13 protein-coding genes are annotated in these 15,186 nt (G+C 66.1%); 2 read left to right on the forward strand and 11 right to left on the reverse strand.

All coding sequences use genetic code 11. The annotated features are described in order from the left end of the window. Positions 1 to 169 precede the first annotated feature (169 nt). The 3 genes from J0I43_RS00040 to J0I43_RS00050 form a co-directional block, all read right to left on the reverse strand. Positions 170 to 1,234 carry a hypothetical protein gene (locus J0I43_RS00040; protein WP_292857089.1) on the reverse strand — a complete coding sequence of 355 codons (1,065 nt, stop codon included), beginning with the start codon at positions 1,232 to 1,234 and terminating at the stop codon, positions 170 to 172. Next, positions 1,231 to 1,464, reverse strand: coding sequence for a hypothetical protein (locus tag J0I43_RS00045; RefSeq protein WP_292857091.1), 234 nt, complete (start codon positions 1,462 to 1,464; stop codon positions 1,231 to 1,233). The genes J0I43_RS00040 and J0I43_RS00045 overlap by 4 nt, the downstream gene beginning before the upstream one ends. 254 nt (positions 1,465 to 1,718) lie before the next feature. Then, positions 1,719 to 3,092, reverse strand: coding sequence for a hypothetical protein (locus J0I43_RS00050; RefSeq protein ID WP_292857093.1), 1,374 nt, complete (start codon positions 3,090 to 3,092; stop codon positions 1,719 to 1,721). 688 nt (positions 3,093 to 3,780) lie between these two features. Here J0I43_RS00050 and J0I43_RS00055 point away from each other — a divergent pair. After that, a complete protein-coding gene (locus tag J0I43_RS00055; protein WP_292857095.1) occupies positions 3,781 to 4,278 on the forward strand; it encodes a DUF1643 domain-containing protein in 498 nt (165 codons plus the stop codon). 136 nt (positions 4,279 to 4,414) lie between these two features. Here J0I43_RS00055 and J0I43_RS00060 read toward each other — a convergent pair whose 3' ends face one another. Next, complete coding sequence (locus J0I43_RS00060; RefSeq protein WP_292857098.1) at positions 4,415 to 5,086, reverse strand: hypothetical protein; 672 nt, start codon at positions 5,084 to 5,086, stop codon at positions 4,415 to 4,417. Positions 5,087 to 5,402: 316 nt separating this feature from the next. On the opposite strand from J0I43_RS00060, the gene J0I43_RS00065 reads away from it, so the two are divergent. Beyond that, positions 5,403 to 6,383 carry a DUF5677 domain-containing protein gene (locus J0I43_RS00065; RefSeq protein ID WP_292857101.1) on the forward strand — a complete coding sequence of 327 codons (981 nt, stop codon included), beginning with the start codon at positions 5,403 to 5,405 and terminating at the stop codon, positions 6,381 to 6,383. A gap of 215 nt (positions 6,384 to 6,598) precedes the next feature. Here the strand turns inward: J0I43_RS00065 and J0I43_RS00070 are convergent, their stop codons facing one another. The 7 genes from J0I43_RS00070 to J0I43_RS00100 form a co-directional block, all read right to left on the reverse strand. Beyond that, complete coding sequence (locus J0I43_RS00070; RefSeq protein ID WP_292857104.1) at positions 6,599 to 7,372, reverse strand: hypothetical protein; 774 nt, start codon at positions 7,370 to 7,372, stop codon at positions 6,599 to 6,601. Between the two features lie 5 nt (positions 7,373 to 7,377). Then, entirely contained in the window at positions 7,378 to 9,615 is a 2,238-nt protein-coding gene (locus tag J0I43_RS00075; protein ID WP_292857107.1) for a TIM-barrel domain-containing protein, read from the reverse strand. Then, positions 9,615 to 10,766: a glycoside hydrolase family 15 protein gene (locus tag J0I43_RS00080; RefSeq protein ID WP_292857110.1), complete on the reverse strand. Its 1,152-nt coding sequence runs from the start codon at positions 10,764 to 10,766 to the stop codon at positions 9,615 to 9,617. Before J0I43_RS00080 ends, J0I43_RS00075 begins: the two co-directional genes overlap by 1 nt. 72 nt (positions 10,767 to 10,838) lie before the next feature. Next, the gene (locus tag J0I43_RS00085; protein ID WP_292857113.1) at positions 10,839 to 12,089 is read right to left on the reverse strand and encodes a sugar ABC transporter substrate-binding protein; all 1,251 of its coding nucleotides are present in this window, start codon (positions 12,087 to 12,089) and stop codon (positions 10,839 to 10,841) included. A gap of 44 nt (positions 12,090 to 12,133) precedes the next feature. After that, on the reverse strand, positions 12,134 to 12,967 hold the full coding sequence (locus J0I43_RS00090; RefSeq protein WP_292857116.1) for a carbohydrate ABC transporter permease: 834 nt from the start codon (positions 12,965 to 12,967) through the stop codon (positions 12,134 to 12,136). Further along, positions 12,960 to 13,907 (reverse strand): carbohydrate ABC transporter permease, encoded by a 948-nt coding sequence (locus tag J0I43_RS00095; RefSeq protein WP_292857119.1) that lies wholly within the window; start codon positions 13,905 to 13,907, stop codon positions 12,960 to 12,962. Before J0I43_RS00095 ends, J0I43_RS00090 begins: the two co-directional genes overlap by 8 nt. Further along, entirely contained in the window at positions 13,904 to 15,115 is a 1,212-nt protein-coding gene (locus J0I43_RS00100; protein WP_292857122.1) for an ROK family transcriptional regulator, read from the reverse strand. The genes J0I43_RS00095 and J0I43_RS00100 overlap by 4 nt, the downstream gene beginning before the upstream one ends. Positions 15,116 to 15,186 lie beyond the last annotated feature (71 nt).

A 15,186-nucleotide genomic window follows, 5' to 3' on the forward strand; every position in this document is an offset into this window, starting at 1 on the left:
GGGTCGTCAAGGCAGACTGGTTCTGGGTCATCGTGGGATCTCTTCTTTGCTTCTTGCCGGAAACAACTGGTCATCCCACGGTGGCCCCCCATCGTCTACAACGACGAGACCCCCGCGGGAAGTGACACCACGCTATGGGACTCACCCGGATCACGCCCGCCGTGGATGCCTAATCGCGCGGATACGACCCGGAAACATCTAATCGATAGGCATTTGCTCGCGCGAGCGTCTTACCCACCGCAGTGATTGCGAGGTGGCTGGGGATTCGCCCCCACCAGGCGCGAATTGCCGAGAGGCTCGGCCGCTGATCCAGCGCCGCGATGAACCCGGTGATGGCTTCTGCGTCAGTTCCAGCGAAGCCCATTGCGGAGTTCGCCTCTGAGACGGTCGCTTCGATCTGAGCGTCGTCGACTCCGTTCAGCCCCATGAGGTACCGCATGGTGCGCTCATTCGATGCACCGATGCGTTTGAATCCCGGCTTGAATTCGTGGTCGATGAGGCTGTCACCCCAAGTCACGTGCTCGTAAGGCGGGCTTAGCGTTGCTGGAACGTTCTCCGCCAGAATGCCCGGACACGCATAACCGTGAAGTCTCTCCGTGTAGTACTCATCGAAGGGCCGGAAGTCACTGCCACTGGTCACGCGAACTGCGTTGAGAACATCCAAGTGATCCATCCAGTCCGCTCCCTCGGGGAGCGGTCCATCCAGCAGCTGCGCGAACAACGTCTCCATGGCATCGAGACCTTTGAACGCCAAGTGAGAGTTCGGGCTCAACGTGAACACGGCTTGAAGCACCGTGATGCCCCGCAACGCATCGTCATCCACTAGGTCGACGATCTCGATCGCCTTCTCGATTCCGGCGATCGTCGGTCGTTCAGTCGAGCGGTCCGCGCGTTCCTTCAACAGCCCAGCGAGCATGTCGTAGTCCGACTCTCTTTCGCTCGCGGCCGCGCCGTTCTGCGCTTTGCGATAGGCGCGCACGAATGCCGGATTGGCGAACTCGCCCAAGTCGTCGCCCTCTGCTAGTGCCGGAAGTAGTCGGGCATCCAGAGCTTCCAACCGGACGTCGATGACCGCTCGTGCCTCGACCTCGAACTCTTGCTTCAGGCGTTCGCGCTCCACCCGCATGATCTCGTGGACTCTCTCCTCTGAGATGCCCTGATTGATCACGACCGTCGTGGCCTGCACCTGGGTGGAGTTCTCCCCAGCACGCTGGGTTTGACGATCGGGACTCACTGCTTCGTATTCTTCGCGTCGCGGCCAACCTGCATCTGGGCCGCGTTGTCGCCCGCGCGCTGCTTCTGCTTCACCGTCGAGCGCTTCGACATGATGCGCCAAGTGATCGTGCTCCCCGCCGCCCCGCCGATGACCAATCCGATGAGCATCGTCCCCAGCCCGTCAAAGAACCAGTCCATGGAGCCCCCCCGATTTTGGGTGCCATTCACCCCTAACAACACGATAGCCACGGCCCCGACAATGCCCCGCCGCCGAGCCACAGCGGCCGCGTTGCGCTCCCGCGGTGGACGCTCCGTAGTCGAGGGCCGAGTTCAGTCGCGCAGAGCGCTGCCGCACCCGGGAAGTCGAGTGAGCCCGACGCAGCCGTGCCAAGGCCCGGACCGCACTGCATCACCTCGCCTCGGTCACGATGCTGCCCTCGCGGGCGCGCGCACGCGCCCCGTGGACCGAAATCGACATCGACCGCGGCACCATCCCTGGCCTTTCAGGGGGCGGCGTCCCGAAGATGGGCCGCGACTTCATTTGAAGGCCTCTTGACGTCGGGGGCCCCGAGGTCCGTAGCCCGGTGGGCGAGCGCCAAGTTCAGCCAGTCCGTGAGGCGCGCCTCGTGCTCACCGTGGTCGAGCAACGTGACACGATCTCGAAACACACGGCTTAGGTCGGGCGCCAACTCATCGAGCCTCGTCGCGATCTCGTGCGCGAGCATGTAGGCAGCTTGATCGAGAGCCTCTCGTCGGGCTCCAAACGGGGCCTCCGTCTCGTCGTCTTCGATGTTCAGCGTGGTCAGTGTTTCGCGCGCGCCATCGCGTCGCATCGCGAGGCCAAAGTGCGAGAATTCGCCTAGCACGCGGATGAACACCGATAGTCGCGCCCACCCAGCGAGTTCGAACCAGCGGGATGCGGGAAGATCGGGACGGGCGGCCAGCCTCGCCGCCTTGTCAGGCTTCAATCGGTGAGCGCGAGCAATGGCCGTCTGTTCAGCGAGCACCCGCACCCCAGCGAGTGAGAGATCGTTGTCTTCGAGCCAGTAGTTCCACGCAGAGGTGAGCGCATTACCAGCGAACCGAAGATTATCCCCACCACTGTTTGCACATTCCAGACCAACGACTTCCGCCATCCCCGCGATAGCCAGATAGCGAAACAAGCGAGCGGCCAGGTGCCCATAATCGAATCGGTCACCGACCATCGCTTGCTCCTGCGCCGCCGCAGCCGCTGCGTTCTCGAAACGGCGCGAGAGGCGCTCGATGAAGGAACCGAGAATGTCATTGTGAGCGACTCGGTCAACGACGATGTCTGGATCCGCGTGGGACGAATGCTCGCGGTAGCCCCACGCCTCAGTTCGTGACCGTTCGAGCTCCGCGTCATGCATGGAAACTAGGTCGGGCGGAGAGAGCAAGCGCCGCAACTCCGCCGGCTCTTTCGGAGTTGAGCTAAGTCGGAGTTGAGCTGATAAGGCAAGGTCAAACGCGTCGATGCCAGCGTTCGCGGCGTGCTCGCGGATTCCGCCGCGCACTTGCCGCATCGGGATCTCGATTATTCGGGCGATCTCGGCATAAAGTGCAACCTGCGCAGCCCCCGTCGCCTGCAAGTCGACACTGCGTTTTCCGATCGAAACTTCGCGTCCGTGCTGCAGTTCGGACAGAAATGCCCAATCTCTACCTGGATCGCGTCCGAGCGCCGTCAGCCCGTAATGCCCCCAAACACGTGAGATGAAGTCAGCGTCTGACTCTCCCGCCTGCTTCCATCGGATGGAGTGGCTGGAGGCAACATTGAACGTCCACCGCTCTAAGAAGGCCCGCGCACTAACGACCACGGCAACATTCAGGCCTTGACGCATCTTGATGAGCACGTCGACCAAGGCGTCCAGGCCGCCTCGGAGCGCAGCCGCCCAGCGGTCCGTTGGTGTCGTCAGCCACGGCCATCCGGCTCCCAAGCGAGTCAATGCGGCATCTGCGGGGGGCACTAGTCCCAGCAGGCCCCAACCAGCCGCAGTCAGATATAGCGGCGTTTCTGCGGCTGTCGTACGCCTCGTAGCCTCCCAGCGTGCGAGCACGAACCCGAGCACCGCCGGGTCGTCGGCGACTGCATCTGCGAACGCCGCGAAGTCGCGCCTGGGGCCGAATCCCGCAACGAGTACTTCGGGCGTAGTCGCGGGCGGGTCGCCTATGTCCGGAGCTACACGACTCATGCGCCCTCGCGAGTTGCGTGCCTTCTTTCGTGCCTTGTTAGTTCTCGCCGACGCCAATCATCGATCCTCTCCTTGGGTGATCCGCCGATGACATTAACCCCCGACAACGCGAGCGCTAGTCCTCAGAGCCCGGGCCGGGACAGCCGTTTGGGATGACCGCCTCGATGCGACTCGAAAGGCCACCAGTGCTCTCACTACGCAGTCTCTCTCACGATATCGGCGGCCATCAGAGTCACGCTGCCGCGAACTCGACAAGCCGCTGCACGGTGCGTACGGAGCGCCGCCCCCAATGCGTGCACGACACGGTCCCTCAATCGCCCACCGTCCGGATAGGGATCGTTGTGATCGTTGGCGACGATTGCGTGGCCGCTACGATCTGAGCGTGACTCACTTCGTTTCTGCGACCGCAGATATCCGTGGTGACTACCGGTACAGCCTGACGCGCGTTTGGGATACGTCGCTGCGGACCATTACTTTCGTGCTGTTGAATCCGAGCACCGCCGACGCGATCGATCTTGACCCGACGCTGCGTCGATGCGTGAACTTCTCGCAGCGCGAAGGGTTCGGCAGCATGACGATCCTCAACCTGTACGCGTACCGCACGCCGAGCCCGGCAGTGATGCTCGCGGCGTCTGACCCCGTCGGTCCCGAAAACGATCGCGTCCTCGCGGAAGCCGCTGGCACTGTCGTGGCCGGATGGGGAACCAATGCGAGTCCCGTGCGAGTCGCTCAAGCTCTCAAGTTGCTGCCGCCGCTGAAGGCGCTCAAGATCACGAAGAACGGCCGCCCGCAGCATCCGCTCTACGTCAAGAGCGACTCTCCGCTCGTCGACTGGCCGCTGCACGTCGCGCTCTGAACTTCCACGTGAGCGATACCCGGCCCTCAACCGGTCGATGGCCGCAGGGGGATCGAGATCGCACGCGATGGTCCGGTCCGCTGGCGTTGCCCGATTGGCTATCGAGATCAAGGCATCCAGCACGAAGAGCGTTCGGCTATTGCTGGGGAAGTTCGCCGCCCTCGACGTGTCTTGCGATCGTCCTCAACTCGGCCAGGGTCGCCTTCATCGCGTTCGGTGTTGTCGCAGCGCGGACGCGAGACTCTAGAGCGGACGCCGCCCGGCGCAGGTCTCGACTCCGTCGCCCGCGAGGCGAGTATGCGAGGACCCGGGCTCGGAGGATGCCCGCCTCCCGGTCGGCCTGCCCCAGCGAAATCGACGCGTCGAACAGATCCTCGGAGAACTCCGCGGTCGGAACGTAGGCCGCCCGGAGCTCGTCGATGTTCACGCCGCGTCGCGCCAATATGCGCGTCGTCGTCGCGTCCAGCACGTCGGGAACCCGCCGTCCGCGTGCCAACCAGTTACTGGCCAGCACGGTCACGATCACGATGAGCGCGAAAAGAACGGCGCCCGGTACTGGCCCCATCGCCGCCAGCCCTGCGTCGAGCAGTTGGGCTCGCGAGTTACTGAGGTCCCCTGACGAGCCAAGAATCGAGACAAGCATGAGGCTGCCGACGAGTACACCGATTGCGGCCGCTAGCCCCCACAAGGCCCACCGCCAATCAGCTCCAATGCGCCGCCACGGTCGAAGAAATCCAACGACGATGAGAGGCAGGACAATGGCGAGCACGCCCACACCGAGGTAGAACCACTGAATCGCGTTGTTCACACTCTCCGCCCACGACACTTGCTCGAGTTAGCTCCGACGAGGAGATTACTTGACTCGAAGCCACTGAATCGGGTACGACTTACCAAGCGGCCGTGCATGGGACGGCGCGCCTTCGAACTCGCGCGATCCATTACCGCGCTGCTGACGGTGGTGGTATGCCACGACCTAGTGTCGGGTTATGGAGAGCGGTGACGCAGGAGCATCCGATCCCGTGGACGATTCGGAACACGAGGACGTGATTCTGAGACGCCTGTCGCGTCGCATTCGAGGAGCTCGATCAAGCCCATCGCCAAAGCGCCTCCAGAGTGCGCACTTGGTGAGTGACGCGGAGTACTTGTGGGACCGCCACCTCCTGGATCTTGTCAACGACGCCCTCGGGCTTGGCGTGGCTCGCGCCAGAGGCCTGGCGCCGCTCGGGGAGCTAATCGGCGAGGCTTTCGCGATGACTCGATACTTGCTCGCCGGCTATATCCAGGTGGCCGGAAAAGTGAACGACCTCGCGCTGTCGAAGTGGATGCCAAAAAGCCATCGAGCTGCGCCGAAGGTTCAGGCCCTCGCCCAGCTCCACGCTCGATCACTGGTTTTGACGGAAGAGGTCTTCGTGCTTACGACGATGGGCTACCCGTCGGGCGCACTCGCTTTAGCGCGGACGTTGCACGAGGTCCGGGTGATCGCGAAATTCCTCCACCGTTTCGAGGCAAAGTTGTCTGAACGCTATCTTGAGAGTCATATCGTGGACATGTGGAAGTCGGTCGACGATCTGAGACCGACTGGGGCCGCGCGCCGGAGCAGCCAATGGCTTGCGGTTGAGCGTGAGCTCGAGAGTCGCTTCAATGCGGTGATTGCGACTCACGGTGAATCCATGCTGGTTGAGAACGGGTGGGCTCTACCACGATTCACCAAGACAAGTGCGCAGAACCGGCATCCGCGTCGGGTCCCATTTTCTCGGCTTGAGAATGAGGTCAAGCAGCCGAGCGACAGGGCGCGATACCGTCACGCCAGCCGCCACGTGCACGCGACCAGATTGGGCAACATCAGCGCGCTGCGAAGCGGCGACCCAGGTGTCGCCCTCCTCGGACCTCGACCGTACGACCTCGATAGAGTCGCCCTCCAGGCAATGTGGGACGTGCAAGACGTGACGGAATCTCTGCTGCGATCATGCGGGAGATTCACGGATGATCAAGACATCTACTACTGGCTCGAAGCGCTCGACCAGCTCTCATTCGTGATCCGCGGTTTGCTAAGTCAAGGTCAAGAGGTCCTCGACGACGCCTTTGCTAAGGACCACGGGCAATAGCCCGCACTAGTACTTTCCAACTGGCTGTTTTCGGACGTCGCTCACTGTGCTTGGATCTCAAGGATCCGCGTAATTCCGGGGAAAGTGTCGATGGATGTCGAAGTGCAGGATGCGGAACTCGTCTTCGAGTCCCTCCAAGGGGCAGCGCGGTGACGAATCGAACCCAATCGTGCGTGACCGACATGCGCGGTGATCGTGGCGCTTCAGCTGCGGCATCACCACCCGAACTTCCGCCGCAGAGCCGCCGCAGCAGCCACGGGCCAGGTGTCGTGGTGGCCGAAACGCGCGTCCGCGATTTCGAGGAGTGCCCGCGCGGCATCCTCGGGCGTAGCGATCATCGCGTCGGCGATCTCCCGCGCCATCGTAGGCTCCGCGAGCTCGAATCGGCGCCGTGGATCGAAGGGGTCATCGCCACCGCCGCTATTTTCGGCCACCTCGAGGCACAGGTCGAGCAACGTCTGCACGGCCTCTGACCGGACGACCTGCCCGGCGCTGAGGATCTCACCTCGCCGTGCCCGTCCGACGCCGACCGCCAGCTGAACGATGAAGACGAGCATCAGGGCGGCGGCATCCGACACCGGTCGTCGCGGCGTCGCGCTCGCGGCCACCTCGATCGCCTCACGAACGCCGCCGGTGTCGTAGACCACGCGTCCACGATTGATCGGAAAGCTCGACAGTTCGTCGAGATCGGTCACCGCGAACTCGATGATCCGACCATCGACGAAGATCCCTTTGAAGCCGTCGTGCCATTCGCGCGCCACGCCGGCGAGTTCTGTCGCATCGGGTAGCCACGCGAGGTCGGTGCGCAACGCGTCAACAGCGGCGGACGTCGCGACAATGACGAGATCGTGGTCCGACCATGCATCAATGCGGTGCGGTTCGGCCCCTGAGCCCACAAGCGCCACACCGACGATCTCGGGGTGCGCTCTCGCAGCTGTTACGACCCGCTCCGTGTAGGCCTCGAACGCTGCGTAGGCTTCAACGCTCACGTTCGTCAGCCCCGATCGGTGAAGAGCGCCAGCACTTCGGGGGCAGCGTCGCCCCGTGCGAACACCGGGATCCGCTCGATGGGGGCATCCACCTCGACCGATCGTCCTCCGGCCAGGCGTTCGCCGGTCCACACGTCGATCCACTCGCCCTCCGGCAGATACACCAGCCCGCGAGTTGCGCCCTCCTCCAGCACCGGCGCGACGAGCAGGTCGGCACCCAGCATCCACTGGGTCGGTGCCGTCCACACCGCGGGGTCGGCCGGCCAGTCGAAGAACAGCGGGCGCATGAGCGGCCGGTCGGTCGCGATCGTCTCTCGCGCGGACCGCTCAAGATAGGGCACGAGCGCCTCGCGCAGCGCGACGAACCGTCGTGAGAGGTCGAGCACGCGCTCGTCGCCCCTGCGCTCGGCGATGTTCCACGGCGTCCGGTCGCGCGACGGGGCGCGGTGGTGGTTGAACTCGGAGTGGTACTGCATGATCGGCACGAACGTGGATGCCTGCAGCGCGCGAATGTACAGCTCGGCCGAGGGGATCTCGCCCGAGAACCCGGCGATGTCCCAGCCCCAGTACACGATGCCCGAGGCCGCAGCGGTGAGCCCGGCGTTCATCGACCAGCGGAAGGCATCCCACGTCGAGTTCTCGTCGCCCGCCCAGAACGCGCCGTGCGCCTGCGAGCCGGTGAAGCCCGCGCGGCTGAACGTCACCGGCGCCTTGCCGGCCGAGCGCAGCAGATCGCCATACGCCTTCGGGTACGCGACAGGAAACGTGTTGTTCTTCTCGTCGCCCCGACGCCCGTCGAGGTACACGAGCTCGCGGCCCCACGCATGTTCGCCGCCGTCCGTCTTGAAGCCGTCCACGCCGACTTCCTCCACGAGGTACCGGCGCTTCTCGGTCCACCATGCTGCGGCCCGCTCATCGGTCAGATCGGGCATGAGCGCCAGCGGGAACCACCAGCCGCGATTGCGGTACGGGCGTGTCCCGCCGCCGGGCTTGGGCTCGCGGATCAGCACATCCTCGCGGATCGCCGCCTCGGCATCCGCCTTCAGCTGCCCGTGCGGGTGCGGGCGCATCTTGAGGAGCGGAATCTGCCACAGGTGCAGCTTGATGTCGCGCGCGTGCAGCTCGTCGGTCATCGCCTTCGGGTCGGGCCACGCGCCTTCCGCGGGGAAGGTGAAGTCCGCCAGCCGATGGGGCGCACCGTCGGAATGGACCTCGTACTCGGCGTCGCGGAACGCCGTGAACGTCGACTCGTCGCTCCACGCCTCGATCACGACGGACCCGACCGGGATGCCGTGCAGCGCGTGCAGGTCCATCTGCCGCATGACCTCGGCCTGCGTGTTCCACTCGTTGCCGCTCGCCCAGAGCCGGAACACCCACCCCGGGAGCTCCTGCGCACGACCGGCGACGTCGAGGAACGCGCCCAGGACCTCCGTCGGCGTGCCGTCGAAGAGGCGCACACGGAGGGCTTCATCGTCGCCGACCTCGGCTTCGATGACGATCTCCTCGGCGTTGCTCGCACCCAGGTCGAACCACACCCGTCGCGAGGTGTCGACGTGGAAGCCCCACCCGGCCCCGCCGATCACGTGCGCGAACGGCATCGGCAGGTAGGTCTTGCGCTCTGCGCCCTGCGACTTGTACTGCTCGAACACCATCGAGTCGAGCGTCGTGCCGCGCTGATCGATCGCGTCGTAGCGCTCGCCGAATCCGGCGACGTGCTCACCGGGCGCGAGCGGGAGTGCGAAGCGCACGCGATGGTTGCGTGCGCCGTCGCGAAGCACGCGGACGCTCCCGGGCACGACCCGCCCGATGCCGATCTCGTCGACCGCGTCGGACGCGCTCTCCCACCGCGCCGCACGGAACTCGAACCAGCGGGTGCGCTCCTCGCGCCCGTCCTCGTGCGTGCCCGTGAAGCGGTAGCGATACCGTCCGCCCGACTGGAGCGGGGGCGTCTCGGCCTGCCATCCGCCCGCGGCGCGCGCGAGGCGTGCCGCAGCGGACGCGAGGTGGCCGCCATCGGTGACCTTGCCCCGCGACGTCGTGGCGACGCGCTCGAGCGTCAGCTCGGTCGACGTCGACGCGCCATCGTCGGGATGCCACTGCAGCGTGGCGGCGACGGTGACGACGCCGGCATCGGCGCGAACGCCCAGCAGGGCGCGTTCGCCCGCGAGCGGTGTGGCGGGGGAGCGCTGCTCCGTGTCGACGGAGTAGGGGTGACCGGACCCTTCGGGGCGGTGGCGGAGCATCAGGCGTTTCCTTCGGAGATGACGGACGGACGGTGCACGGGGATGCGGCCGAGTTGGATGCCGAGGCGCAGGAACATGGCGTGACTCCACAGCAGGGGTGTCGCGGCCGTGCCCCAGCGATCGATCCACTCCTGCCGCATCCCGGGGGCGATGAGGTGGTGATCGACCTGCTCCGGCATGTCGAGACGGGATGTCGCGGTCGAGGCCGCCCAGTCGAACAGCTCGTTCGCGCGCGCCTCGTCGCCGGCGGCGTCGTGGGCGAGCCCGAGGAAGCAGCTCAGCAGGGGCCACTGCCCGCCCCCGAAGAAGGTGTCGCCGAGATAGCGGTGCGTGCCGCCGTCGACCGTGAGGTGCGCCTCGAGCACCTCGATCGTGCGATGGGCGAGAGGGGAGGCGGGGTCGATCACGTCGAGCGGAGCGATCGCCGCCGCGAGGCTGGCGTCGACGGCCGTGCTGCCCACCCACTTGATGAGGTGGCCGTCACGCACGCCGTCGCCGAGCAGGCGCGTGCGCACGGCGGCGAGCTCCGCTTCCACCCGGGCGGCGCGCTCGCCGGAGATCAGGTCGTGGTCCAGCGATGCACGGAAGCCCGCGGCGATGCAGGCGAGCGTCGAGACGTGCACGTGCTCGGCGTGCTCCTCCCACCAGTCGTAACAGGGTCGCTGCCATGAGGCGAGCAGGTAGTCGACCGTCAGAGCGACGGCCTCGCGGTACGGGTCGGCCTCGAGGCCGTGGCGCTGCAGGTGCTCTCCGAGCGCCCAGATCCAGGTGCCGTAGCCGTCGAGCTGGAAGTCCCACCAGTCATCGGTGCCGTCCTCGCCCTGGAACGTGAAGCGGGCGGGCAGCATGTGCTCGCCGCTCGGCGGCGTGCCCGCATGCGTCGCACGGACGATGGCGTCGATCTGCTCTGCGCGGGCGGTGAGCGTGCGTGCGCACCAGTCGAAGAAGCGCGTCGCGGATTCGGCCGCCCCGGCGGTCGATGCCGCGTCGGCGATGAACGCCCCGTCGCGCAGCCAGCAGTACCCGACGTACGCCGAGAACGTGGGGCTCGCCGGGTACGCGCCTTCGGGGGTCTGCAGCTCGGTGATCAGGGTCAGACTGTGATCGGCGAGACGGTGGACGTCGCCCGGGTCGAGTGCGCGTGTGGCCACGGTGTGTCCTTCGGAGGAGTGGTCGCGCCCGCGACGTGGGGGGCATCGCGGGCGCGACCGGATTGTGGATGATTACTTGAGCAGGCCGTCGACCTGCGTCGCCAGAGCGGGGATGGCGTCGGCGGTCGTCGCGCGGCCCGCCGCGATCTCGCCGAGCGCGTTCGTCACGTCATCCTGGATCTGCTGGGCGTTGGTCCCGAGCTGCGGGGCGACGGCGATGTGCTCCAGCGCGTCGAACACGGCCTGACGGTTCGCCGGCGGCGTCTTGTCGAGGTAGGGCTTCAGCAGCGAGTCGTCGGCGACCGGCGGCAGCTCCCAGCCGGCGGACAGGCGCGTGTCGACCATCGTCTTCGAGCTCGTGAGGTAGTCGGCCCACTTCTGCGCGGCCTCCTGGTGCTTCGAGTTCTTCGAGATGACGACGGCGTTCGAGAATGTCGCGCTGGCCTTCTGCGTGTCACCGGGCTCGACCGCGATGTCCCACCCGAAGGGCAGGTCGCCCACGAGGCTGATCATCCAGATCCCCGTGTGCCACATCGCGAGCTTGCCCTCCTTGAAGAGGTTGGTGTCGAAGTCGGCGGTGCCCGCACCGTCCGCAGCGGTCGGCATGACCGTGCCGGACTTGCCGGCGATCCAGTCAGCCGCCTTCTTGCCGGCGGCGGAGTTGAAGTCGGATGCCGAGTTGTCGTCGTTCAGGAAGGTGCCACCCGCCTGCTGCACTGCCTTGTAGTACTCGTAGTAGCTGACCGGCTGGTAGTCGCCCCAGACACCGGCATCCTTGTTCGTCAGCTTCTCCGCAGCGGCCTTCTCGTCGGCCCACGTCCAGTCGGAGGTCGGGTAGCCGACGCCGGCGGCGTCGAAGAGGTCCTTGTTGTAGAACAGGACGACGTTGGAGAACGAGGTCGGCAGACCGTACTGCTTCCCGTCGACCTTGTAGCTGTCGAGCACCGAGGTGCGGTACTTGGAGGCATCCACGCCGGTCATCTCGGCGAGGACGCCGTTGGCCTGGATGTTGGCGAAGCTGCCGGCATCCACGTCGAAGACATCGGCTTCGGTTCCGGCCGCGAGGTCGGTCTGCAGCTTCGTGAAGTAGTCGGCGTACGCGGCGGTCTGGACGTCGACCGTGATGTCCGGGTTCTCCTTCTCGAACGCGTCGACGATCGTCTTGAGGTTGGCCTCGTTGCCGCCGTTGGAGATGAAGTTCGAGTACGTGATGGTCACCGGACCGCTGTCGTCTCCCGACGGCGAGGACGATGAGGAGCAGCCGGTCAGCGCGGCGGCTCCGAGGATCGCGACGGCGCTCGCCGCGATGAGGGACTTCTTCATGGGGGTATCTCCTTTGATGTGATGGTGGTGAAGGGTCGGGTGGGTCATTTGAGTCCGGTGCCGGCGACGCCCTGCACGATGTACTTCTGAGCGAAGAGGTACAGCGCGAGCATCGGGATGATGCTGACGACGGAGCCCGCCATCAGCACGTCCCATTGGGTCGAGAACTGGCCCTGCAGGGTCGAGAGCGCCACGGGGAGCGTCTGCATCGTCGGGTCCCGGAGGATGATCAGCGGCCACAGGAAGCTGTTCCAGGTGTTCAGGAACGCGAACACCGCGAGCGTCGCCAGCGCCGGCCGCACGAGCGGCAGCATGATCTGGAAGAAGATGCGGAAGTGTCCGGCTCCGTCGAGCGTGGCCGCCTGATCGAGGTCGTAGGGAACGGTGCTCATCGCCTGCCGCAGCAGGAACACGCCGAAGGCCGACGCGATCGTGGGGAGGATCGCACCCAGGTAGGTGTTGATGAGTCCGAGCGTCTTCATCTCCGCGAACAACGGCACGATGAGCACCTGGAACGGGATCATCATCGTCGCGAGGTACAGGACGAAGATCGCGCCGCGCCCCCGGAACGGCAGGCGAGTGAATGCGTACGCCGCCATGGAGCTGGTCACCAGCTGAAGGATCGTGCTGACGATCGCGATGATCAGAGAGTTGGCGATGACCTGCGCGAACGGAACACGGTTGAACAGCTCGGCATACGGCGCCAGCGACGCGTTGTCGGGGATGAGCTTCGGGGTCGATGTCAGCGTCGCGCCGGGAGTGATCGAGGTGACCACCGTCCAGATGAACGGGAACAGCATGATCAGTCCGCCGACGACCAGGGCGATGTAGAGCAGCGTCTTTCCGACGGGGAAGGGGCGACGAGCGGTCTCACTCATAGTTCACCCACCTCTTCTGGCCGTAGAACTGGATGAGCGTGATGACGAGGATGACGAAGAACAGCAGCCACGAGAGGGCGGATGCCATCCCCGCTTGGCCGTACCGGAAGGTGAGGTCGTAGACCTGCTGGACGACGACGCGGCTCGCGTCGTTGGGGCCGCCGCCGGTCATCACGTAGACCTGGTCGAACACCTGGAACCCGTTGATGAGCGAGAGGACGATCACGAAGAACGTGGAGGGCGACAGGAGCGGCATCGTGATGCTGCGGAGGCGCCGCCACCACCCCGCGCCGTCGAGCGCCGCTGCTTCGTAGAGGTCCGGGTTGATGGTCTGCAGCCCCGCGAGGAGGATCACCATCACGAAGCCGAGGTCCTTCCATGCCGAGGCGAGGATGATCGAGGGCATCGCCCACGCGGGATCGGCCCACCATCCCGGACCCTGGATCCCGACCCAGGAGAGGACGGTGTTCACGACGCCGTTGCTCGGGCTGAGGAGCCAGCGCCAGACCAGCGCGACGACGACCCAGCTGGTGATGACGGGGAGGAAGTAGACGCCGCGGAACACGGCGCGCCCGCGCAGTCGCGAGTTCAGGGCGAGCGCCAGGGCGAGGCCGCCGACGTAGACGAGCGGCAGGTATCCGACGATGTAGGCGACGGTGTGCAGGAAGGCCTGGTGCGTCGCGGGGTCGCCCAGGAGGAACGCGTAGTTGTCGAGCCCCACCCACTGCATCGGGCCGATCAGGTTCCAGGAGTGCAGCGACGTCCACGCGGCGGAGATCATCGGCCCGATCACGAACGCGAGGAGGGGAATGAGGCTCGGCAGGAGGAAGACGAGGACCGTCAGCACGTACTTCACGCGCACGCGGGCGGAGGGTCGGCGCCTTCGCTGCATCATCGGCTCCGCGGCGATGATCGTCGCCGGGGTGGCGTAGGTCGTCATGCGCCCGTCCCGGTCGTCGCGACCATCCGCTCCCGCACCAGTCGCCCCTGCTCACCGGCGACGCCGTCTGCGTCGAACGGGGTCGCGAGGACGAGTGCGGCTGCACCCTGCGCCCAGCGGTCGTCCTGCCAGCTCTCGACGACGACCGGGGTGCCGCGCTTGCCCGGCACGAGTGCGTTGCGCAGGGCCTTCTCGAACTCCGGCGCCCAGTGCGGCCAGGCCTGCACGCCTTCGCCGAGAAGCACCACGACCGACGGGTCGAACAGGTTGATCGCGCCGGCGAGGGCGCGGCCGAAGATGTGACCGGCGTTGCCGAAGATCTCGGCGGCGCCCGGATTGCCCGCGTCGGCGAGGGCGCGCAGATCGTCGATGGTCTCGGATGGACCGATGAGACGGATCGAGCGGGCGTCGTTGACGAGGGCGGCCTGACCGATGAGCGCCTCCAGGCATCCCCGGTTTCCGCACTGGCAGAGCGGTCCGTCTTCTCGCACGGGGATGTGGCCGAGGTCGCCGGCGCCGCCCGCGCGTCCGCGCACCAGCGCGCCGCCGGCGATCAGGCCGGCGCCGACACCGTTTCCGATCGTCACGACCAGTGCGTCGTCGTGCTCGCGCCCCTGCCCGTAGAGCCGCTCGGCAGCGCTGAGCGCGTTGACGTTGTTCTCGACGACGACGGGGAGATTGAGGGCGCGGCGCAGGATCTCGCCCAGCGGCACCTGGTTCCATCCGAGCTGGGTGGAGTCGACGATGCCGACACCCTGCTCCGCGACGTTGCCCGGCAGCCCCACCCCCACGCCGAGAAGGCGCGTTCCGGAGCCCTCGGCGATGAAGTTCGACACCAGGCCGACGAGGGTGGATGTCGCCAGCGGGGAGATCGCCTCGAAGGGTCGCGTGTCCGAGCGCACGACGTCGCCGTCGATCCCGACCTCGACCATGGCGACGTGATCGGGGGCGACCTTCACGCCCAGCGCCGTGAAGTTCTGCGAGACGAGTCCGAGAAGGCGCGCGGGGCGACCTCCGTTGCTCGTCGTCTGCTCGAGCTCTTCGATGAGACCTTCCCGGAGGAGGTCGCGGGTGAGCTGGGTGAGCAGTGCGGGGGAGAGGTCGAGTTCTCGGGCCAGGTCGGCCCGCGATGCGCTGCCGCGCGCTCCGAGACGCGCGAGGACCGCGGTCCGATTGACGTCCGCCTGGGTGCGCGACGTCGAAGCCACTTCACGACTTTGTTTAGGCATGAATAAAAGCTAGAACAAACGACCAGGCAACGTCAAGAGTTGATTAGCAT

Source organism: Microbacterium sp., from assembly GCF_017305435.1.
GTDB lineage: Bacteria > Actinomycetota > Actinomycetes > Actinomycetales > Microbacteriaceae > Microbacterium.